20 protein-coding genes are annotated in these 21,585 nt (G+C 71.3%); 7 read left to right on the top strand and 13 right to left on the bottom strand.

Features of this window, described 5'->3' with window-relative positions; translation table 11 throughout:
- Positions 1–144 precede the first annotated feature (144 nt).
- Complete coding sequence (locus BKE38_RS19505; RefSeq protein WP_076958925.1) at positions 145–1,122, top strand: GNAT family N-acetyltransferase; 978 nt, start codon at positions 145–147, stop codon at positions 1,120–1,122.
- Between the two features lie 45 nt (positions 1,123–1,167).
- On the opposite strand, the gene BKE38_RS19500 is transcribed toward BKE38_RS19505, so the two are convergent.
- Positions 1,168–2,124 (bottom strand): Hint domain-containing protein, encoded by a 957-nt coding sequence (locus BKE38_RS19500; protein ID WP_076958924.1) that lies wholly within the window; start codon positions 2,122–2,124, stop codon positions 1,168–1,170.
- Positions 2,125–2,690: 566 nt separating this feature from the next.
- On the opposite strand from BKE38_RS19500, the gene BKE38_RS19495 reads away from it, so the two are divergent.
- The 3 genes from BKE38_RS19495 to BKE38_RS19485 all read left to right on the top strand — a co-directional run bounded on the left by BKE38_RS19495 (position 2,691) and on the right by BKE38_RS19485 (position 6,606).
- Positions 2,691–3,440, top strand: coding sequence for a response regulator transcription factor (locus tag BKE38_RS19495; protein ID WP_165694227.1), 750 nt, complete (start codon positions 2,691–2,693; stop codon positions 3,438–3,440).
- Positions 3,441–3,581: 141 nt separating this feature from the next.
- A complete protein-coding gene (locus BKE38_RS19490) occupies positions 3,582–5,276 on the top strand; it encodes a sensor histidine kinase (protein ID WP_076958923.1) in 1,695 nt (564 codons plus the stop codon).
- Positions 5,277–5,349: 73 nt separating this feature from the next.
- The gene (locus BKE38_RS19485; protein ID WP_076958922.1) at positions 5,350–6,606 is read left to right on the top strand and encodes an alpha-hydroxy-acid oxidizing protein; all 1,257 of its coding nucleotides are present in this window, start codon (positions 5,350–5,352) and stop codon (positions 6,604–6,606) included.
- Positions 6,607–6,642: 36 nt separating this feature from the next.
- Here BKE38_RS19485 and BKE38_RS19480 read toward each other — a convergent pair whose 3' ends face one another.
- From BKE38_RS19480 to BKE38_RS19465, 4 genes are all read right to left on the bottom strand, one after another.
- Positions 6,643–8,139 (bottom strand): tripartite tricarboxylate transporter permease, encoded by a 1,497-nt coding sequence (locus BKE38_RS19480; protein ID WP_076958921.1) that lies wholly within the window; start codon positions 8,137–8,139, stop codon positions 6,643–6,645.
- A 12-nt stretch (positions 8,140–8,151) separates the two neighbouring features.
- Positions 8,152–8,694, bottom strand: coding sequence for a tripartite tricarboxylate transporter TctB family protein (locus BKE38_RS19475; RefSeq protein ID WP_083747686.1), 543 nt, complete (start codon positions 8,692–8,694; stop codon positions 8,152–8,154).
- A 25-nt stretch (positions 8,695–8,719) separates the two neighbouring features.
- Positions 8,720–9,733: a Bug family tripartite tricarboxylate transporter substrate binding protein gene (locus tag BKE38_RS19470; RefSeq protein ID WP_076958920.1), complete on the bottom strand. Its 1,014-nt coding sequence runs from the start codon at positions 9,731–9,733 to the stop codon at positions 8,720–8,722.
- Between the two features lie 90 nt (positions 9,734–9,823).
- Positions 9,824–10,903, bottom strand: coding sequence for a 4-hydroxythreonine-4-phosphate dehydrogenase PdxA (locus BKE38_RS19465; RefSeq protein ID WP_076958919.1), 1,080 nt, complete (start codon positions 10,901–10,903; stop codon positions 9,824–9,826).
- A gap of 170 nt (positions 10,904–11,073) precedes the next feature.
- Between BKE38_RS19465 and BKE38_RS19460 the strand changes: the two genes are divergently transcribed.
- Together BKE38_RS19460 and BKE38_RS19455 are read left to right on the top strand one after the other, a co-directional pair.
- Complete coding sequence (locus BKE38_RS19460) at positions 11,074–11,760, top strand: GntR family transcriptional regulator (protein WP_076958918.1); 687 nt, start codon at positions 11,074–11,076, stop codon at positions 11,758–11,760.
- A 49-nt stretch (positions 11,761–11,809) separates the two neighbouring features.
- The gene (locus tag BKE38_RS19455; protein WP_076958917.1) at positions 11,810–13,177 is read left to right on the top strand and encodes a hypothetical protein; all 1,368 of its coding nucleotides are present in this window, start codon (positions 11,810–11,812) and stop codon (positions 13,175–13,177) included.
- Positions 13,178–13,441: 264 nt separating this feature from the next.
- On the opposite strand, the gene BKE38_RS19450 is transcribed toward BKE38_RS19455, so the two are convergent.
- Positions 13,442–14,254 (bottom strand): NAD-dependent protein deacetylase, encoded by an 813-nt coding sequence (locus BKE38_RS19450; RefSeq protein WP_076958916.1) that lies wholly within the window; start codon positions 14,252–14,254, stop codon positions 13,442–13,444.
- A 101-nt stretch (positions 14,255–14,355) separates the two neighbouring features.
- Between BKE38_RS19450 and BKE38_RS19445 the strand changes: the two genes are divergently transcribed.
- Positions 14,356–15,498 carry a M20 family metallopeptidase gene (locus tag BKE38_RS19445; RefSeq protein ID WP_076958915.1) on the top strand — a complete coding sequence of 381 codons (1,143 nt, stop codon included), beginning with the start codon at positions 14,356–14,358 and terminating at the stop codon, positions 15,496–15,498.
- Between the two features lie 17 nt (positions 15,499–15,515).
- On the opposite strand, the gene BKE38_RS19440 is transcribed toward BKE38_RS19445, so the two are convergent.
- From BKE38_RS19440 to BKE38_RS19410, 7 genes are read right to left on the bottom strand one after another with little or no spacing between them, the layout of a single operon-like run.
- Positions 15,516–16,433: a homocysteine S-methyltransferase family protein gene (locus BKE38_RS19440; RefSeq protein WP_207553615.1), complete on the bottom strand. Its 918-nt coding sequence runs from the start codon at positions 16,431–16,433 to the stop codon at positions 15,516–15,518.
- Positions 16,434–16,436: 3 nt separating this feature from the next.
- Complete coding sequence (locus BKE38_RS19435) at positions 16,437–17,102, bottom strand: GntR family transcriptional regulator (RefSeq protein ID WP_076958914.1); 666 nt, start codon at positions 17,100–17,102, stop codon at positions 16,437–16,439.
- 7 nt (positions 17,103–17,109) lie between these two features.
- Positions 17,110–17,910, bottom strand: a complete 801-nt coding sequence (locus BKE38_RS19430; protein ID WP_278247631.1) for an ABC transporter ATP-binding protein — start codon at positions 17,908–17,910, stop codon at positions 17,110–17,112.
- A complete protein-coding gene (locus BKE38_RS19425; protein WP_076958913.1) occupies positions 17,907–18,596 on the bottom strand; it encodes an ABC transporter permease in 690 nt (229 codons plus the stop codon). Before BKE38_RS19425 ends, BKE38_RS19430 begins: the two co-directional genes overlap by 4 nt.
- A 13-nt stretch (positions 18,597–18,609) precedes the next feature.
- The gene (locus BKE38_RS19420; protein ID WP_076958912.1) at positions 18,610–19,329 is read right to left on the bottom strand and encodes an ABC transporter permease; all 720 of its coding nucleotides are present in this window, start codon (positions 19,327–19,329) and stop codon (positions 18,610–18,612) included.
- Positions 19,330–19,348: 19 nt separating this feature from the next.
- Entirely contained in the window at positions 19,349–20,203 is an 855-nt protein-coding gene (locus tag BKE38_RS19415) for a transporter substrate-binding domain-containing protein (protein WP_076958911.1), read from the bottom strand.
- 44 nt (positions 20,204–20,247) lie between these two features.
- Positions 20,248–21,441, bottom strand: coding sequence for a M20 metallopeptidase family protein (locus BKE38_RS19410; protein ID WP_076958910.1), 1,194 nt, complete (start codon positions 21,439–21,441; stop codon positions 20,248–20,250).
- Positions 21,442–21,585: the final 144 nt, after the last annotated feature.

Genomic DNA, 21,585 nt, shown 5'->3' with positions numbered 1-21,585 from the left:
CAGGGTTTGATCCTGCGGCAGCGAGTTTTATCGGTATTCCTCGCACCATTGAGATTGATTACGGATCGGGACGCAGACTAGATATCTTCTCCGATCAGAGCGCGCTGCAGGCGATCCTCGCCAACGCGGCCTCAAGGGGGAAAGATGCTGCAGCACGTCTTGCTTGCCGAACCGCCGGCACCCCCGAAGCCCCGCCCGCTCGACCCGCTGAACCCCACCGTTTTCCACGAAGCCTGGTGGCTCGAGGCCATGGCCGGCGACCGGCTGCAGGAGGTGACGGTCACCAGCGGCGGCCGCACGATCGGCCGCCTCCCCTTCGTCATGCGGCGCCGCCCGGGCGGGCGCACCCTCTGCGAGATGCCGACGCTGACGCATTTCCTCGGCCCGGCCATCGATGCCGGCAGCGGCAGCCTGGCGAATCGCGCGCTGAAGCAGGCGCAGATCACCCGCGAGCTGCTGCAGCAGCTGCCGCGCAGCGACGCCTTCCAGCAGCGCCTGCATCGCGGCATCGAGGAGGTGATGGCCTTCCAGGAGAACGGCTTCACCGCCTCGGTCGATTTCACCTTCGAGCTGCATCCGACCGAGGAGGAGCTGATCTGGAAGGGCATGCGCGACAAGACGCGCAACATGATCCGCCGGGCGCGCACCCTCTACACCGTCGAGCAGATCGACGACCCGGAGCGCTTCGCCGCGCTCTATGCGGGAAACCTGCGCGCCCGCGGCACCGATTCCTACTATCCGCCCGGGGAGATCATCCGCCTGGTCTCGGCCGCGCAGGCGCGCGACCAGGGCCGCGTGCTGGCGGCGCGGGCCGAGGATGGCAGCCTGGTCGCCGCCATCTTCTATGTCTGGGACCATCGCAGCGCCTATTACCTGCTCAGCACGCGGCTGCCCGATTCGGACAACAGCGCGGTCAGCCTGCTGCTCTGGGAGGCGGTCTGTCACGGCAATGCCGAGGGCCGGATCTTCGACTTCGACGGCGTCTCGTCGCAGGGCAACCGGGTCTTCTTCACCGGCTTCGGCGGCGTCATCCGCCCGCGCTACGTGGTGACGCGGCAGACGGCGCTGTATCGCCTGGCCGAGATGGCGACGCGCGGCTGCAAGGCGCTGCTCCGCCGCTGACCGGCGGAAGGACGCCCCGGCCCTGGCGGGCCGGGGCGATGGCGGTCAGGCGGCGCGCAGCATGGCGATGCGGGCCGAGAGCCTGTCGCGCAGCGCGCGCGGCATCTGCCGCGGCGACTTGACGCGCGGCATGGCCATCTCCCCGGTCGGCTCTGCCACCTCTCCGAAGCGCGCGACGAAATCGGCGTAGTTGTCGAAGCGCGAGCGGGTGACGTTGTCGACGAAGGTCTCCGCCGGGACGCCTTCCGCGACGATCAGCGCATGATCCTCGAGCTCGACATGGTAGTAGGTGAAGACCGGCGCCGGCTTCGCCACCTGGCGGATGGTGACGCCGTTGACCAGCGCGCCCGCCTGCACCAGGCATCCATCCAGCATCAGCGCATGGTCGGGCGAGACGAAGAGATCGCGCGCCGGCAGGGCGTCGCCGAGCGCCCCGGCCTCGATCTGGATCGGATACGTCTTCTCCTTGTCGACGAAGACCGAGGCCATGCGCTGGATGCCGACCCAGCGCACCAGGCGGGTCTCGCCTTCGGCGGTCAGCACCGGATCGCCGGGGCGCAGCGTCTCCACGGCGACCTGGCCATCCGGTGTCGCCACCAGCGTGCCTTCGAGGAAGCAGACGGGCGCGGCGGTCGTCAGGTTCCACTGCCGCGTCGGATCGACGCTGTTGCCGCGGGGCAGCACGGTCAGCGTCAGCCCCTGCACGGTGGTGTCGGCCGGGACATAGATGTTGGACAGCAGCCCGCCGGTCTCGGAGCTGGCGAAGCCGATGGTGTTGCCGTTGCCGTCCTGCACCGTGCCCCAGTAGGTGTTCTGCGTCGGCGTGTCGAACAGCCCGTTATTGACCTGGAAGACGTCGTTGGGAACTTCGCCCAGGATGTTGGTGCCCTGCTCGCCAGTCTGCGTGCTGTTATCCGACACCGTGCGATCGGTGTAGGTGGGCAGGCTCAGGCTGACCAGGCCCAACACATTCGCAACCGTGTAGACGTCGTACAGCGCCATGATTTTTTCCCCGGATCGCGCGGACAGGCGTCTGTCCGACCGCGCCCAGGGTCCCGGTCGAGCGGGCGAAAGTCATGTCGCAAGGCGTATGAATTTGCCTCGGGTGCAAAACGACAATGTCGAACTGTAGTCATCACCTGCTGGTGATGCTTGCTTCTGTCGCCAGCATACAAGAAATCAGCACGGGCGCCGGCACTGCCCGAAACCCTCGAACAGAACGAAAAACTTTCGCCTATTGCAAACCGGCTTGCGTCCCGGCGATGGGCGGCGCCGCCCGGTCTGTCGCCTGTCGCGCCTTCGACAGCCCGACATTTTCCGACAGAAGACCCTTGTTGGGAGACTTTACACGTCTTCCTTGTGCAACCTATGTGTAAGTCGTGCGGTAATAATGGAGTGTCGAAGAGGATGTGCCGAAGAAGCAAGAAATGGCCAGGCTCAAGTCGGGTAAATATCTTTCGTGTCAGTTCAGCCGGAGCGCCGCTTGCGCCGCTCCAGCCCGACAGATCTCCTGGCAAGGCCGCAGAATCGTTTCTTTACAGTTCCGAGGCAGCACGGAGGATCCTCGCATGAACCTCGATCCGGCAGGCTGCCTTCCCGGATCGCGCGGACGCGCGGCCAGCAGCGAGCGCGCTGCCGACCAGCTGCCCGCCATCCTCATCGTCGATGACGACCCGGACTGGGCGGAGGAGCTCTCCGCCACCATCCGCCGCTACGGCTTCGACGCCGTCGTCGCCGAAAGCTGGTCCGCCATGCTGGCCGAGCTGGCGCGGCAGCAGCCGGCGGCCATCCTGCTGGACCAGCACCTGGGCAGCGTCGACACCATCCCGCGCCTGGCGCAGCTGCGCGCCGTGACCGGCGCCGCCATCATCATGATTGCCGCCAGCAGCGACGAGGTCGACCGCATCCTCGGCCTCGAGACCGGCGCCGACGACTTCCTGGCCAAGCCGGTCAGCGGGCGCGAGGTGGTGGCCCGGCTGCGCGCCCGGCTGCGCGACGCCCGCCCGCCCGGCGTCAGCACGCCGCGCTGGCAGTTCAGTGAGGGCCGCCGCGCGCTGATCCGCCCCGACGGCGGCGCCGTGCCGCTGACCTCGGCGGAGTTCGAGCTGATGCTGGCCCTCGTGCACGGCCAGGGCGAGACCCAGTCGCGCGAGAAGCTGACGCAGCTGGCCTTCGGCCGCGACTGGCGTTTCGGCGACCGCTCGGTCGACAATTCGATCGCCGGGCTGCGCCGCAAGCTGGGCATCGAGGAAGGCGATGGCTGCATCCGCACGGTGCGCGGCGCCGGCTACGTCTTCATCGGCTTCGACCGTCACTGACGCGTGCCGGTTCCGGGAAAACCCCGGCCTCGGAAAATCGTTTCGTCCATGCGCCGCCAGGGTGGAAAATCCGCCCGCGGCAGGAGGAAACCGATGGCCGCCGGCGCGCTGCACGCTTCCCTTCCCGCAAGGCACAGCTTGTTGCACGCCCCCGGGCGCTGGCTGCGGCCCCTGGCGCTCGCGCTGGTCCTGGCCGCCATCGGCGCCGCGCTGCAGACGCCGCGCCTGCTGGCCGAGGCGCGGGAGGATGACCGCCAGGCCCTCGCCGCCGCCGCCCATGGCCTGGTCCGTGCCGCCGCCGCCTGGCAGCGCGAGGCGCTGCTGATGGCGCGGCTCGGCCAGGCCGCCGAGCTGCATCTCCATCCCCTCGGCGCCGCGCCGGTCGCGATCGGCGGCGTGCCGCGACTGCTGTGGCGCCAGGACCGGCTGCTGCTCGACCTGCCGCGCTTCCCCGAGCCGGCGCTGCGCCTGCCGGTCGATCTGGCGGAGGTGCTGCGCTCCGACACGCCGCCGCTGCTGCTGCGCCTCGACGACGGCGCGGTGCTGCGGCTGACGACGGCCGGGCTGGCGCCGGACGAGGCCGGCTTCGACGCCGGCGCCGCTTTGCCCGGACCCGGCCAGAGCCTGGTGGCGCTGGCCGAGCCGACCCGCCTGCCGCTGGCCGTGCTGGGCGCCCAGGCGGCGCTGATGCTGGCCCTGCTGCTGGGCTTCCACCTGCTGTGGCGCGCCTGGACGCGGCAGCGGCTGCGCGCCCGCGGCGCCGCGCCGCTGCTGGAGGGGCTGCCGGCCGCCGCCTATGCCGGGCGGCTGCAGCCCAGCGGCGACTTCGCCGTGCAGCAGGTGGCGGCGCGGCTGCAGCAGCTGACCGGCTTCTCCGACCAGGAGATGCGCCAGCCCGGCTTCTGGCAGAGCCGCATCGACGCCGCCGACCAGGCGCGCCTGGCCCCGTTCCTTGCCCGGCTGCTGGCCGAGGGCCAGGCCTCGGTCGAATACCGCTTCCGCCGTGCCGACGGGCACCGGCTCTGGCTGCGCAGCCGGGCGGCGCGGCTGGGCGACGGCGCCGGGCCGGGCCTGGTGGTCGGGCTGGTCGACGACATCTCGGAGGAGCGGGCACGCGCCGACCGCGCCCAGGCGGCCTCGCGGCTGGCGGCGCTGGGGCGGATGCATGCGGTGCTGTCGCATGAGCTGGCGCATCCGCTCAGCATCATCCTGCTGGCGGCAGAGAATGCACTGGACGACTATGCGCTGGAGGATGGCGCGGCGCTGGAAGGGCTGGTCACCCGGCTGGAGCGCATCCGCCAGCAAGCGCAGCGGGCGCGCGCCACCATCGAGACGCTGCGCGCCTTCACCCAGGGCCAGCCGCCGCCGGCGACGCCGGTGCCGCTGCGCCAGGCGGTGGAAGGCGCCCTGGCCCAGGCGGAGCCGCTGCTGGAGGCGCTGCAGGTCACGGTGGCGCAGCGCTGGCCGGCTGAGCTGCCGCCGGCGCTCGCCCATCCGCTGCTGCTGGAGCAGGTGCTGGTCAACCTGTTGCGCAACGCGCGCGACGCCATGCGCGACGTCGCCCTGCCGCGCCGCCGGCTGGAGATCGAGGCGCAGCTGCTGCCGGGCGGCCGGCTGCAGCTCTGCCTGCGTGACTATGGCCATGGCGTGGATGCCGGGGCGGCGCCGCATCTCTTCACCCCCTTCTTCACCACCCGCCGCGACGGCGAAGGCATGGGGCTGGGCCTGGCGCTCAGCCGGGCGCTGATGCGGGCCTTCGGCGGGCAGCTGGCGCTGCGCGGCCTGCCGGACGGGGCCGAGGCGGTGCTGCGGCTGCGCGCCGCCCCGCCGGGCTGAGCGGCCGGCCCCCGGTTCCCATCGGCGGCCATGCGCGGCAGAGTGCCGGCTGCATCGGAAGCGGGGCCAAGCCATGCGCATCACCGGCCGCCAGCGCCAGGCGGCGATCTTCACCAGTGGCTTCGCCGGCCGGGCGCCCGCCATCCCCGTGGCGCCGGATGCGCTGGAAGCGGCGGCATTGAAGAAAATGGGGCGCCGCGCGGCGGGCTATGTGGCGGGCGGCGCCGGGCTGGAGCGCAGCATGGCCGCAAACCGCGCAGCCTTCGACCGCTGGCGCATCCTGCCGCGGCAGCTGCGCGACGTGTCGCAGCGCGACCTGTCCGTCGAGCTGTTCGGCCGCCGCCTGCCGCTGCCCTTCCTGCTGGCGCCGATCGGCGTGCTGGAGCTGGCGCACCGCGAGGCCGATCTCGGCGCCGCCCGCGCCGCGGCCGCCGCCGGGATCCCTTTCGTCACCTCGTCGCAGGCCTCGCGCAGCCTGGAAGACATCGCGGGCGTGGGCGGCCCGCGCTGGTTCCAGCTCTACTGGTCCTCCCGCGACGAATTGACGCAAAGCTTCGTCCAGCGCGCCGAGGCCGCGGGCTACGAGGCCATCGTGGTGACGCTGGACACCACCCAGATCGGCTGGCGCCCGCGCGACCTGGCGACCGGCTACCTGCCCTTCCTCCGCGGCCGCGGGCTGGCGAACTACCTGTCCGACCCGGTCTTCCGCGACATGGCTTTCGAGGACCAGGCGCAGGGCGAGCGGCCGCCGATCGGCCTGGGCGCCCTCCCCGCGATCCTCGAGCTGCTGCGCCACTTCCCCGAGCCGCTGCGCAGCCCCGCCGACCTGGAGCGCGCCATCGCCGCCATCCGCCGCTTCATCGCCGTCTATTCGCGGCCCGACCTGTCCTGGGACGACCTGCCCTTCCTGCGGCGCTGCACCCGGCTGCCGATCCTGCTGAAGGGCATCCTGCATCCCGAGGACGCGGCGCGGGCGCTGGCCGAGGGCGTGGACGGCCTCATCGTCTCGAATCACGGCGGGCGGCAGGTGGACGGGGCGGTGGCCGCGCTGGACGCGCTGCCGGCGGTGGTGGCGCGGGTTGGCGGCCAGGTGCCGGTGCTGTTCGACAGCGGCATCCGCAGCGGCGCCGACATGGTCAAGGCGCTGGCGCTGGGGGCGCGGGCGGTGCTGCTGGGCCGCCCCTATGTTCATGGCTTGGCGCTGGGCGGCGAGGCCGGGGTCCGCGCGGTGATCGAGAACTTTTCCGCCGAGCTCGACCTGACCATGGCGCTGTCCGGCCAGCGCGACTTTTCGTCCATGGATCCTGGCCTGCTGCAGCGGGTCGGCTGAGACGAGTCAGGGGGGCCTGCGCCCCCCTGCCATGCGTCAGGCGGCGCGCCGCATCTTGCGCAGCACCATGCTGACCACCGGCCAGAGCAGCAGCGCCAAGCCCAGCGTCGCGATGCCGCCGACCAGCGGATTGCTCCAGAACACGCCGAAGGAGCCGTGGCTGATGATCATCGACTGGCGGAAGGCGTCCTCCGCCTTGTCGCCGATGACCATGGCCAGGACCAGCGGCGCGATCGGATAGTCCAGCTTCTTCATGCCCCAGCCGACCAGGCCGAAGACCAGCATCAGCCACAGGTCGAAGCCGGCGCTGGCCACCGACCAGGCGCTGATGGTGCAGACCACGACGATCAGCGGCGCCACGATGGTGAAAGGCAGGCGCAGGATGGCGGCGAACAGCGGCACCGTCGCCAGCACCAGCACCACGGCCACGATGTTCGACAGGTACATCGAGGCGATCATGCCCCAGACGAAGTCGCGCTGCTCGATGAACAGCATCGGGCCGGGGTTCAGCCCCCAGATCATCAGCCCGCCCAGCATGACGGCGGCCGTCGCCGAGCCGGGGATGCCCAGCGCCAGCATCGGCAGCATGGCGGCGGTGCCGGCGGCATGGTCGGCGGTCTCCGGCGAGACCACGCCCTCCGGCTCGCCGCGGCCGAAATTGGCGCCGTTGCGGGAGAAGCGGCGGGCCAGGCCATAGGACATGAAGGAGGCCGCGGTCGGCCCGCCCGGGGTGATGCCCATCCAGATGCCGACCGTCGCCGAGCGCGCCAGCGCCACCCAGTGGCGCGGCAGGGCGCAGGCGGCCGCCAGCACGCGCTTCGGCGAGAGGGTGGTCGCGACCGGCTTGAACTCGAGGCTGTCCTCCATGGTCAGCAGCAGCTCGCCGATGCCGAAGAGGCCGATGACGACGACCAGGAAGCTGACGCCGCGGATCAGCTCCGGCATGTCGAAGGTCAGCCGCATGCCGCCGGAAACGATGTCCATCCCCACCGTCGCCAAGGCGAAGCCGGTCACGATGGACACCACCGTCTTCATCGGCGCGCCCCCGCCAAAGGCCACGAAGGAGGCGAAGGCCAGGAAGTAGACGGCGAAATACTCGGGCGGCGCGAAGCGCAGCGCGAAGCTGGTGACGAAGCCCGACAGCAGCGTGATGACGACGATGCCGACGAAGGCGCCGAAGCCGGCCGAGAGGAAGGCGGTGGTCAGCGCCTCGGTGGCCTTGCCCTGGCGCGCCATCGGATGGCCGTCGAAGGTGGTGGCGACGGAGGAGGGTTCGCCCGGGATGTTGAACAGGATCGAGGTGGTCGAGCCGCCGAACAGCGCGCCCCAATAGGTGCTGGTCAGCAGGATGATGGCCGAGACCGGGTCCATGCTGAAGGTCAGCGGCAGCAGCAGGGTCACGCCGTTCGGCGCGCCGAGGCCGGGCAGCACGCCGACCAGGATGCCCAGCAGCACGCCGCCGATCATCAGGGCGATGTGCTGGAAGCTGATGGCGACCGAGAAGCCGTGCATCAGCGCTTCGAGGTTTTCCAACGCGCGCGCTCCTCAGCCCAGGCCCAGCAGGGCTTCGATCGGACCCTTCGGCAGCGGCAGCAGGAACCAGTACTCGAAGGCGACCCAGTTGAAGACGATGGCGGCGACGGCGGTGACGATCGCCGCCTTCAGCCCGTGGCCGTGCCACATCACCATGCCGAACAGATAGATCCCCATGGCGAGGTAGAGGCCGAGCGGCACGGTCAGCGCCACCAGCGCCGCGATCGGCAGCAGGAAGGCCGCGGTCTGCTTCGCCGCGGTCCGGCCCAGCACGATCTGGGCGCCCAGCGCCTCCGACTTGCGCAGCGCCTGGACGGCGATGGCCACCGCCGCCAGCATGGCGATCACGCCGAGCCAGAAGGGCAGCGTGCCGGGCTGCGGCCCGTCGTCGCCCCAGCCGATGTCGTGCTCCAGCGCGCCCCAGATCACCGTGGCGCCGAAGCCCAGCACCACCAGGGCGCCGATCAGCTCCAGCGCCAGGCGGGACAGCAGGGGGGCGTCGCCGCCCCCCGCGTGACCTGGACCCGCCTGGCTCGTGCCGCTCTCCTGGGTCATGCCGTCTCTCCCCGCCGTGTCCGGCTCAGTTCACCAGCCAGCCGAGATCCTGGAACAGGGCGCGCGAGGCGGCCTCCTCCTTGGTCATCAGCGCGCGCATCTCCTCGGCGCCCAGGAAGCGGGCGGTCTGCAGGGTGCGCTCGGTGAACTCCTTCCACTCCGGCGTGTCGAAGACCTTCTTCATCACCTCGGCATAGTAGGCGGCGACATTCTCCGGCACGCGCGGCGGCAGGAAGACGGTGCGCGGCATCCGGTACTCGGTGATGTTGATGCCCTGCTCGGCGCAGGTCGGGATGTCGCCCCAGCCGACGCCGTCGCGCACCGGGGCGGTGGCCGGCAGGCGCTGCGGCGCGAAGATGCAGACCGGGCGGACCTGGCCGCCGCGCCAGCCGCCGATGCTCTCGGAGGGGTTGTTCACGTTGGAATGGATATGGCCGCCGGCCAGCTGCACGCCGACCTCGGCGCCGCCACGGAAGGGGACATAGGTGAAGCGGATGCCGATGGCGCGCTCGACCATGCGGGCCAGGATCTCGTCGGTGTCCTTCGACTGCGAGCCGCCCATGCGGAACTCGGCCGGCTGACCGGCGCGCAAGGCCGCCACATATTCGGCGGCCGTCTTGTAGGGCGAATCCGCCTTCACCCAGATGGCGAACTCGTCGAAGGCCATGGCGGCGACCGGCGTCAGGTCGGAGGGCTTCCAGGCCACCTTGGCGACCAGCGGCAGCAGCCATTCGTTGTTGGTGCCGAAGATCAGCTTGTGCGGGTCGCGCTCGGCCAGGCGCCCATAGACGAAGCCCTCGGCGCCGGAGCCGCCGCCCTTGTTGGAGACGATCACCGAGACCGGCAGCAGCTCGTACTTGGCAATGATCGACTGCACGGTGCGGGCGAAGGTGTCGGTGCCGCCGCCGGGGCCGGAGGAGACGACGAACTCGACCGGCTTGCTCGGGCGCCAGGTGCTCTGGGCGGCGGCCGGCGCGGCGATGGAGACAGCGGTGGCCAGGCCGAAGGCAGCGCCGAGCGCTGCGGCGGAAAGACGCATGGATTCGTTCCTCGTGGCAGTGATGGGCGGGGCTCTTGAGGTCCCCTGAGCAGCCTGTGGCGGGCCGACGAGCCCGCCACCCTTGAAAAATTAAGAAGCCATCGCGGCGCGGACGGAGAGCAGGGTGCCCTGCGGCGCCGGCCGGCGGCGGCGCTGCGCGCTGCCCATGCGGGCGGCCAGCAGCAGCGCGTTGCGGGTGGCGCCCGGATGCGCCTTGCCCTGGCCCGCGATGTCATAGGCAGTGCCATGCGCCGGCGTGCAGATCGGCACCGGGAAGCCGCCCATCAGGGTGACGCCTTCCTCGAAGCCGATCAGCTTCATGGCGATCTGGCCCTGGTCGTGGAACATGGTCAGCACCGCGTCGAAATCGCCGCGGCGGGCGCGGACGAAGACGGTGTCCGACGGGAAAGGCCCGTCGCAGACGATGCCGCGGCGCTTGGCCTCCTCCACGGCGGGGCCGATCACGTCGATCTCCTCGCGGCCGAAATTGCCGCCGTCGCCGGCATGCGGGTTCAGCGCGGCCACCGCGATGCGCGGCGTCTCCAGGCCCGAGTCACGCAGCGACTGGCTGGTCAGCTCCAGATTGCCCAGGATGGCGTCGAAGGTGATCAGCGGCGCCACGCCCGAGAGCGGCACATGCGAGGTGACGCGGGCGTTCCACAGGCCCGGCAGCACGTTGAACTCCTTCGCCGCGCCCTTGAAGCCGATGAAATTGGCGGTGAAGGAAATTTCGTCGTCATAGCCCGGCACATGCAGCCGCATCGCCGCCTTGTTGAAGGGCGTGAAGCTGACGGCATCGGCATGGCCCTGCATGGCCAGCGAGAGGGCGTACCGAAAATTCTCGGCGGCGAAGCGGCCGCCGGGCTCGCTGATCTGGCCGCGCGGGATGCTGGCGGGGTCCAGCGTGCCGAGGTCGATGAAGACCGGGCGCGACAGGTCCTGCGGCAGCGGCGCGTCGGGGGCGATGGTCTCGATCTGCGGCGCGACGCCGGCGATGCGGGCGCCTTCGTCCAGCACGCGGCGGTCGCCGATGACGATCAGCCCGGCGGCCTGCAGCACCGCCGGATCGGCCAGCATGCGCGCGGTCAGCTCCGGGCTGATGCCGGCCGGGTCGCCCATGGCCAGCGCGATCACGGGCGCGTCGGTGGGGGCGCGGAGGCTCTCGGCCATGGATGTTCTCCCTCGGTCTGCGGCCTGTCGGGCCGCGGTTGCTTATTCTGTGCTCTGTATGCAGAATATCCGCAAGGGGGTTTCTGCCGGCACCGGTCGAAGCATCGCCCTGGAACCGCTCCCCTTTTTACCGGGCGGACAATCGACGAGAAGCGGAAGACCGGATCCCCATGAGCAGCAGCACCGTGACCGTCGAGACCACCCCAGCCCCTGCCCTTCCCATCGCCCGCCAAAGCCTGCACGACCAGGTGGTGACCCGGCTGCGCGACATGGTCACCGACGGCCGCCTCGCCCCCGGGCAGCGGGTCAACGAGGTCGCGCTCTGCGCCGGGCTCGGCGTCTCGCGCACGCCGCTGCGCGAGGCGCTGAAGACGCTCGCCGGCGAAGGCCTGCTGGAGCTGGTGCCGTCGCGCGGCGCCGTCGTGCGCAGCTTCACCGACAAGGATGTCGCCGACTGCATGATGGTGCTGAAGGCGCTGGAGCAGCTGGCCGGCCGCCTGCTGTGCCAGGTGGCGTCGGACGCCGCCATCGCCGGCCTCCTGGCGCTGCATGCCGAGATGCAGGCGCGCTACGCCGTCCGCGACCGGCTGCCCTATTTCAAGCTGAACCAGGCGATCCACAGCGGCATCGTCGCCGCCGCCGACAACGCGCCTTTGCTGCGCGCGCATGAGGCGCTGCAGGCACAGATGAAGCGGATCCGCTTCATCGGCCATGAGGGCCCCGAGAAATGGGCCGCCGCCATGGCCGAGCACGAAGAGATGGCCGCGGCGCTGGCGAAGCGCGACGGCGAGGCCCTGGCCGAGGTGATCGGCCGCCACCACGACCGCGGCCTGGCGCGGATCCGCGACGTCATCTGACGCGCCGCGCCGGCCCCAGCAAAGAAGCCTTCGGGAGATCGTCAAGACAATGCAGTTCCAGACCCTGTTCCAGCCGGCCATCGACAAGCCGGTGCGCGCCGCGCTGCTTGGCGCCGGCGAGTTCGGCCTGTCGCTGGTGGCCCAGGCGCGGCGGATGCGCGGGCTGGAGATCACCGCCGCCTTCGACCTGGACCCGGCCCGCGTCGCCAAGGCGCTCACGGCCATGGAGGTCGCCCACCGCCGCTGCGCCAGCCGCGCCGAGGCCGAGGCCGCGCTGGCCGCCGGCGCGCTTGCCATCTGCGAACGGCTCGACGACCTGCTGGCGCTGCCGCTCGACATGGTGGTGGAGGCCACCGGCCATGCCGAGGCCGGCGCCCGCCACGCCGAGGCCGCCATCGCCGCCGGCATCGGCGTCGCCATGGTCAGCAAGGAGACCGAATGCGTCGTCGGCCCCCTGCTGGCGCAGCGCGCCCGCCAGGCCGGCGTGCCCTATACCCTGGTCGATGGCGACCAGCCCTCGCTGCTGATCGGGCTGGTCTCCTGGGCGCGGCTGCTCGGCCTGCCGATCGTCGCCGCCGGCAAGAGCAGCGAGTACGACTTCGTCATCGACCCGACGACGGAGGAGGTCACCTGGCTCGAGCACCGCGTCGCCGCCCCCGGCATGATGGCGCAGTGGCACCTGGCCGATGACCGCGCTGGAACGGTGGCCGCGCGCGAGACGCTGCTGTCCAGCCTCCCCCTCCGCACCGTCCCCGATTCCTGCGAGATGGCGCTGGTGGCCAATGCCACCGGCATCCTGCCCGACCGCGACAGCTTCCACGCGCCGCTGGCCCGCACCGTCGAGCTGCCCGACCTCTACGCGCCCGCCAGCGCCGGCGGCCTGCTCAGCGGCCCCGGCAAGCTCGACGTCTTCAACGTGCTGCGCCGCCCCGACGAGAGCAGCTTCGCCGGCGGCGTCTTCGTCGTCGTGGAACTCGCTGACACCGCCACCGGCCGCCTTTTCGCCGGCAAGGGCATCCCCGTCTCGGCGGACCGGCAGCGCGCGCTGATCTACAACCCGTCGCACCTGCTGGGCGTCGAGGCGCCCGTCTCGATCCTGGCCGGCGGCCGCCTGAACCATTCGATCATCGGCCCCGACTACGCGCTGCGCGTCGACCTTCTGGCCCGCGCCGACCGCGACCTGCCGGCCGGCCACATGCTGGCCATCGAAGGCACCCGCCACGCCGTGCCGGGGATCGAGCCGCTGCTGCGCCCCGCCGTCGCCGACGGCCCGTCCTCGCCCCTGCCCTACTACATGGCCGTGGGCCGGTCCCTGACGCGCGCCGTGCCCGCGGGGACGGTGCTGACCTTCGACATGGTGGAAGCCCCCGCCGACAGCGCTTTGTGGCGGCTTCGGGCGGAACAGAAAGCGGGCTGAAGAGAAGAGTTGGGCAGGCCAGGGGAATGAATTCCCCTGGACCCCTTCTTCTTTCTGTCAGATTGCCATGTCCACGTGGCGACAGGACGTGAAACGGCCCCGCCACAACGCGACCTTCGAGGGAGCGCCAATTTCATTTGATGGCGTCCCGCCGTGACACCCTGGTGTCGGCGTCGTCAAAGCGCTGGCCTGCAAACGGCCGGTGATCAGAAAGAAGATGGGGGTTTGGGGGAATTCATTCCCCCAACCTTCATCCGCTTCTCTTCACTCCACCAAGAACTTCAAAGCCGCTTCGCTCTCTGCCTCGACCTTCAGCGAGAACAGCGCATCCCCCCGCGTCTTCCCGAGGTTCACCGCAGCGATCGGTTTCCCCGCCGCGGCGGCGGCTTCGACGAAGCGGAAGCCGGAGCGCACCATCAGCGACGAGCCGATCACCAGCATGGCGTCGGCGGCGGCCAGGTGGGCGAAGGCGGTTTCCACCCGATGGCGGGGGACGCTTTCGCCGTAGAAGACCACGTCGGGCTTCTGGATGCCGCCGCAGACCGGGCATGGCGGGACGGCGAAGCGGGAGAAGTCGACGTCCTCCAGCTCGGCATCGCCGTCGGGGGCGCGGGCGGCGACCAGCTCCGCCCAGCCCGGGTTGCGGGTGGCGAGGTCCGATTGGAAGGCCGCGCGGGGCATCCGGCGCTCGCAGTGCATGCAGCGGACCAGGTCCAGGCGGCCATGCAGGTCGATCACCTGCGTGCTGCCGGCGGCCTGGTGCAGGCGGTCGACATTCTGGGTGACCAGGACTTCCGCGCCGCCTCGCGCCTCGAGCCGGGCCAGCGCGCGATGGGCGCCGTTGGGGCGGATCTCGCCCATCTGGCCCCAGCCGACCAGGCTGCGCGCCCAGTAGCGCTGGCGGGTGGCCTCGGCCTTCATGAAGGCCTGGTAGGTGACGGGCTGCGGGCGCTTCCAGGCGCCGTCGTCGTCGCGGTAGTCGGGCAGGCCGGAGCGGGTGCTGACCCCGGCCCCGGTCAGCAGGAAGATCCGCTCGTGGCGGTGGATGAATTCCTGCAGCGCGGCCGTTTCGGTCATGCGGTTGAGATAGGCGCGGGCTGCGGCATGTCCAGATGGGTGGCTTGCCCCGCAGGGCAGCACGGCGCATTGGTCGGGGGTCGCAGACCGGAGCCTTGCCCATGACCCTCGCCAACGAGCCGCCCTTCGAGACCCAGGCCCTGCTGGAGGAAATCCGCAGCTGGGTGGAGATCGAAAGCCCGAGCCGCGACGCTGAAGCCGTCAACCGCGCCATGGACCTGGCCCAGTCCACCGCCGCGGCCGCCGGCGCCAAGGTCGAGCGCATCCCCGGCAGCGAGGGGCGCGGCGACCACCTGCTGATCACCTCGCCCTGGGGCGACGAGGAAACGCCGGGCGTGCTGCTGCTCAGCCACCTGGACACGGTGCATGCCATCGGCACGCTGGCCGGCCCGGCACCCTACCGGGTCGAGGGCGATGTCGCCTGGGGGCCCGGCATCTACGACATGAAGGGCGGCGCGCTGATCGCCCTCGCCGCCCTGCGCCACCTGATCGCCACCGGCCAGACCACGCCGCTGCCGATCCGCCACCTGATCGTCTCCGACGAGGAGATCGGCAGCGGCACCGGCCGCGCCCATATCGAGCGCGAGGCGCGCCGCGCCCGCTTCGTCCTGGTCACCGAGCCGGCCCGCGAGGGCGGCCGCATCGTGACGGGGCGCAAGGGCACGGCGATGTTCCGGCTCGAGGTGAAGGGCCGCGCCGCCCATGCCGGCACCCGCCACCAGGATGGCCGCAGCGCGGTGAAGGAGCTGGCGCGCCAGATCCTGGCGATCGAGGCGATGACCGATTACGAGACCGGCCTGACCCTGAATGTCGGCACGATCGGCGGCGGCAGCGGCACCAACGTCGTCCCCCAGGAGGCCTGGGCGAATATCGACATGCGCGTGCCGAACCAGGCGATCGCCGAGGCTGCCATCGCCAAGCTGCAGGCGCTCAAGCCGCATGACCCGGATGTGACGCTGACGGTGACCGGCGCGCTAAACCGCCCGGGCTTCGAGAAGACGCCGGCCATCGCGCAGCTGCTGGCGCATGCGCAGGGGCTGGCGGCAGAGATCGGCTTCGACCTGCAGGACCTGTCGACCGGCGGCGGCTCGGACGGCAACTTCACCGCGGCGATGGGCGTGCCGACGCTGGACGGGCTGGGCGTGGACGGCAAGGCCGCCCATACCCATGACGAGCAGCTCTACATCTCCTCCATCGTGCCGCGGGCGATGCTGCTGCTGCGGCTGATGCAGACGCTGGACTGAAGGAAACGCCGCCGGGGTCAGCCCGGCGGCACCGCCTCGGCCTTCAGCGCCGGGCGGATGGCGCAGAGATGCTCCGGCCCGATGCCGCAGCAGCCGCCCAGGATGCGGGCGCCGCGCCGCGCCCAGTCGGCCGCCCAGGCGCCATAGGCCGGCGGGTCCAGGTCCTCGCGGATGGTCGCCACCCCGGCATTGGCCTGGGCCAGCTTCTGCCGCGGCGAGCCGAAGGCATTGGCATAGACGCCGACCGGAATGTCCGCGCCTGCCAGCGTGGCGACGGCAGCGTCCACCGCAGCCCCCATCAGCTCCGGCCGGTTGCAGTTGAACAGGATGGCGCGGGCGCCGGCGGCCTGGACGGCGGCGACGGCGTCGCTCACCAGCTCGCCCGAGCGCAGCACGGGGCGGCCCTGTTCGTCCGTCTCCTCGCCCAGGGTGAAGGAGATCCAGAGCGGCAGGCCCGTGCCTTCCACGGCGCGGGCGGCGGCCAGGGCCTCGGCGATGGCGCTCTGCGTCTCGGCCAGCCAGTGGTCGACATGCGGGCGCAGCGCCTCGACCAGCACCTTCAGGATCGCCGGCGCCCGGGCGGGCTCGAACAGGTCGGGACGGTAGGAACCGAAGGGCGGCGGCAGGGAGCCTGCGACGCGGACCTTATGCGGCGCCTCGTCCGCGGCCTGGCGCGCCAGCTGCCCCGACAGGGCGGCAAGGCGGGCGCCATCCGTCGAGAAACGGTCCTCGCCGATATGGAAGGGGACGACCGCATAGCTGTTGGTGGTGATCACCTCGGCGCCCGCCTCGACGAATTGGCGATGCGCCTGCAGCACCGTCTCCGGCGCCTCCATCAGGGCGAGGGCCGACCATTCGGGCTGGCGGAAGGGTGCGCCCATGCGGGACAGCTGGCGGCCCATGCCGCCATCCAGCAGCAGGATTTCCGGGGTCATGTCTCAGGCTTCCTTCGACTGCGCCGCCAGCGCCGCGAACCCGTCCAGGTCCCGCCGCAGGCTGGTGGCGATATGGGCGCGGGTGGCGGCCTCGGCGGCTTCGGGCGTGCCGGCGGTCAGCGCGGCATGCAGGGTGCGGTGGTCCTCGACCAGCCGGGTGCGCTGCGGCCAGTGCAGCTCCGACCAGCGGTAGAGCCATTCCATCTTGTCCGACAGGGCGCGATGGCCGCGGATCAGATGGCCATGGCCGGTGGCCTCGACCACTGCGCGGTGATAGCCGAGATCGGCGGCGACGCGGGCTTCCATGTCGCCAGCCTCGGCCGCGGCCAGCGCGTCGAAGGCCGGCTGCAGCAGGCGGCGGTCGGGCAGCGCCGCGAAAAGCCGGGCCGCCAATTCCTCCAGCGCGCCGCGCAGCGTGTAGACCTCGGCGATCACACCAGCGTCGAGCGGCACGACGTGCCAGCGCGAATAGGGCAGCCGCCCGACCAGCTCCGCCGCCTCCAGCGCGAAGAGCGCCGAGCGCACCGTGCCGCGGCCCACGCCCATGCGCTGCGACAGCGCCACCTCGGTCAGCGTCGCCGAGGGCGCCAGGCGGCCCTGCAGGATTTCCTGCCGCAGCCAGTCGGTGGCCTCGTCCTGCAGGCTGCGGCGGGCGATCGGCCCCGGCATGCCCGCCTCAGCGGTTGCGGTTGAAATGGCTGGAGACGAAGGCGCGGGCGCGGTCCGAGCGCGGGTCGAGGAAGACCTGCTCGGGCGGCCCCTCCTCCTCGATGCGGCCCTGGTGCAGGAAGACCGCCTTGTTGCAGACCTCGCGGGCGAAGCCCATCTCGTGGGTGACGATGATCATGGTGCGGCCTTCCTCGGCCAGGCCGCGGATCACCTTGAGCACCTCGCCGACCAGCTCGGGGTCCAGCGCGCTGGTCGGCTCGTCGAAGAGCAGCGCGCGCGGCTTCAAGGCGAGGGCGCGGGCGATGGCGACGCGCTGCTGCTGGCCGCCGGAGAGATGTGCCGGCCAGGCGTCGCGCTTCTCGGCCAGGCCGACCTTTTCCAGCAGCGCCTCGGCCTCGGCGATGCACTCGGCCTTCGGGCGGCCCTGCACATGCACCGGCGCCTCGATCAGGTTCTGCAGCACGGTGCGGTGCGGCCAGAGGTTGAAGCTCTGGAAGACGAAGCCGAGCCGGGTGCGCATCCGCTGCACCGCCGCCTGCTGCGCGCGGTCGAGTTTCTGCTGGCCGTCGCGCAGGGCGATGCGCTCGCCGGCGGCGAAGATCTCGCCGGCCTGCGGCACTTCCAGCATCGGGATGCAGCGCAGCAGCGTGCTCTTGCCGGAGCCACTGGCGCCGATCAGCGCGATGACGTCGCCGTCATGGGCCGCGAGGTCGATGCCGCGCAGCACCTCCTGGTCGCCGAAGCGCTTGCGGATGCCGCGCAGCGCGATGGCGGGCTCGCCCATGCCGTTCACCCCCAGGCCGCTCATGCCCGGTTCCCCGCCAGCCAGGGCGACAGCCGCGTCTCCAGCAGGCGCAAGGCCCGGGTGATCAGCAGCGTGGAGACGAGATACAGCACCGCCGCGCAGAGGAAGATCTCGATGGCGCGGTATGTCGCGGAAACCTCGGCGCGGGCGATGCCGGTGACCTCCATCAGGGTGACCGTGCTGGCCAGCGCGGTGGACTTGAACATCGAGATGACCTCGTTGCTATAGGCTGGCAGGGCCTGGCGGATGGCGACCGGCAGGGTGATGCGGCGCAGCCGGGTCAGGCGCGACATGCCGCAGGCCTCGGCCGCTTCCACCGCGCCGCGCGGCACGGCGCGGAAGCCGCCGCGCAGGATCTCGGCGGTGTAGGCGGCATCGTTCAGGATCAGCGCCAGCAGCGCGCACCAATAGGGCTCGCGCAGGAAGGGCCAGAGGAAGCTCTCTCTCACAGCCGGGAAATTCCCCAGCCCGTAATAGATCAGGAAGATCTGGATCAGCAGCGGCGAGCCGCGGAACAGGAAGACGTAGAAGTCGGCGAAGCGGGCGCCGAGCCAGCCGCTGGCGCGCGCCATGTTCAGCAGCAGCGCCAGCACGCCGCCGCCGGCCAGCGACAACACCGCCAGATTGACCGTCAGCGGGAAGCCGGCGAGCAGTTTGAAAAAGGTCTCGCTCAGGAAGGCGAAGTCCATCGGGCGTCGCCTTTCAGAGCCGGGCCGGGGCCTGGCCGCGCTGCGACCAGAGCTCGGCGCCCTTGAAGACCAGGCCGGAGATCGAGGTGATGATCAGGTAGATCACCGCGCCGGCCGCGAAGAAGAAGAAGGGCATCTCGGTGGAGCCGGCGGCGACGGTGACCTGGCGCATGGTCTCGACCAGGCCGGTGACCGAGACCAGGGCGGATTCCTTGATCACCGACTGCCACTGGTTGCCCAGGCCCGGGATGGCGGTGGACAGCGCCTGGGGGGCGATGATGCGGCGGAACATCAGGAAACGCCGCATGCCGACGACGCGCGCCGCCTCCAGCGAGCCCACCGGAATGGCGTGATAGGCGCCGCGAAAGACTTCGGCCTGGCCGGCGCCGGAGATCAGCCCGATGGCGATGGCGCCGGCAGCGAAGCCGCTGATGTCGAAAGGCCCCTGCAGCCCGAGCATCCCGCCGGCCCAGGCGACGACCTGCCGCCCGCCGAAATAGAACAGATAAATGACCAGCAGGTCGGGGATGCCGCGCAGGATGACGGTATAGGCCTCCGCCGCCGCGCGGACCGGGCGGTTGCCGCCGATCTTGGCCCAGGCGCAGAGCGTGCCCAGCACCACGCCCAGCAGGAAGGCGGTGACGGAGACCGCCACCGTCACCCCCGCCGCGCGCAGCAGCACCGGCCCCCAGCCGTCGGGGCCGAAGCCCAGCAGCTCCCAGTCGTAGTCCATCGGCCGCCGCGGTCCCGGATCAGGTGGCCGGGGTGATGTCGGTCTCGAACCACTGCATCGACAGCTTCTTCAGCGTGCCGTCGGCGATGGCGGCCTGCATGGCGCCGTCCAGCAGGGTCTTCAGCTCCGGATCGGTCTTGCGCAGGCCGATGGCGGCGCCACGGCCCAGCACGCCGCCGCCGAAGGTATAGCCGCTCTGCAGCGCCTCGCCGCGGGCACGCTTGACGAAGGCGGCCATGTTGGAGGTCGAGGCCATCACCGCATCGACCCGGCCGGCGCGCAGGTCGAGATAGGTGTCGCCGCCGGCCTGATAGGTGCGGATGGTCACCGCATCCTTCAGATAGGTGGTCAGGAAGTCGGCCTGGATGGTCGAGACCTGCACCGCCACGGTCTTGCCGCGCAGCGCGGTGGCGAGCTCGGCGATGGCGGACTTGGTCGCCGCCTCGTCGGTGAGCGAGACGCGGGTGCCGGTGCCCGGCAGGCCGTTCGGCGCGGTGTTCTTCATGGTGACGAAGCCGGAGGTGCCGGCGGTATAGGGGATGGTGAAGGCGATCGCCTCCTCCCGCTTCGGCGTGATCGAGATGCCGTCGATGATGGCGTCGTACTTGCCGTCGACCAGCCCCGGGATCATGCCGGCCCAGTCCTGCGCCACCAGGTCCATGCGGATCTTCAGCCGCGCCGACAGGTCCTTCAGCAGATCGGGCTCGAAGCCGACGATGCGGCCGTCCGGCGCGGTCTGGTTGTAGGGGGGGAAGGCGCCTTCGGTGGCGAAGCGGACCACCTGCCACTCCTTGGCCCGCACCAGGCGGGGCATGGCGAGCAGGCCGCCGGCGGCGAGGCCGGCACGCAGGAAGGTCTGGCGGGTGATGGTCATGCGACGGTGTCCCCTGGACGGGCGGTGGTCGGTGGTGGTTGCGGTCAGGACAGCAGGTCGACGGCCAGCCGGGCGAGCGCGGTGGCGCCCAGCCCGATGCTGCCTTCGTCCGGCTGGTAGTCGGAATTGTGCACGCGGTCGTCGCGCCCGGGCTGGCCGGCGCCGACATAGAGCTGCAGCCCCGGCATGCGCTCGGTGAAGTAGGAAAAATCCTCGGCACCGAAGCTGCGGCCGGGCTCGAGCCGCGGCGCGGTGCCGAACTGCGCGGTCAGCGACTCCATGGCGCGGGCGACCAGCGCCGGGTCGTTCATCAGCGGCGGCACGCCGCGCAGATAGTCGATGTCGACGGCGACGTTCTGCGCCATCGCCACGCCCTGGCAGACGCGGCGCAGCCCGGCCTCGGCGCGGTCGCGCGCCGCCGGCGAGCGGGAGCGCACCGTGCCGCGGAACAGGCAGGAGTCGGGGATGATGTTGTGGGTGCTGCCGCCAACGATATGGCCGACCGTCAGCACCGCGGATTCCGCCGGGTTCATCTCGCGCGAGATCACCGTCTGCAGCCCGGCGATCATCAGCGCCGCGGCGACGATCGGGTCGGCGGCGGCATGCGGGCGGGCGGCATGGCCGGAGGTGCCGCGCACGGTCACCTCGAAATCGTCGCAGGCGGCGGTGCTGGCGCCCTGGGTCAGGCCGAAGCTGCCCACCGGCATCTCGGGGCGGTTGTGCAGGGTCAGGGCCAGGTCGGCGCCCTCCGCCGCGCCATCGGCGATCATCGCCTCGGCGCCGCTTTCAGAAGTCTCCTCGGCCGGCTGGAAGACCAGGCGGATGCGGCCGCGCAGCCGCGGCGCCTCGGCCAGTAGCGCCGCCGCCACGCCGATCAGGGTCGCGGTGTGCAGGTCATGGCCGCAGGCATGCATGCGGCCGGGGATGGTGCTGGCATAGGGCAGCCCGGTCAGCTCCTGCATCGGCAGGGCGTCCATGTCGGCGCGGATCAGCAGGCAGGGGCCGGGGGCGCCGCCCTGGATCTCGGCGACGACGCCGTTGCGGCCAATGCCGGTACGCGGTTCGAGGCCCAGCCGGCGCAGCTCCTCCGCGACGATGCCGGAGGTGCGCACCGTCTCGAAGCCGAGCTCCGGATGGGCATGGATGTCGCGCCGGATTTCGGTGAGCCGCGGCGCGATGGCCGCCACCCGGGCGCTGAGCGCCGGGCCAGGATCATTCGGGAGATCGGGCGTGGACATGGGGCTGGCAGCCTTGCCGGACGGAACGACGACGGTTCTGTGACATGGCCGGGACCGGTGCACAAGCCGTCTCCGAGGATCGACAATCGACAATCCTTGCCTTACCCCCGGGGGCAGGAGATCCACCACCATGGCCCGCCACCC

Origin of the sequence: Teichococcus deserti (genome assembly GCF_001982615.1) — a bacterium.
Taxonomy (GTDB): domain Bacteria; phylum Pseudomonadota; class Alphaproteobacteria; order Acetobacterales; family Acetobacteraceae; genus Pseudoroseomonas; species Pseudoroseomonas deserti.
The sequence above is the reverse complement of the archived record's forward strand: the minus strand, read 5'-3'. Positions and strand labels throughout refer to the sequence as shown.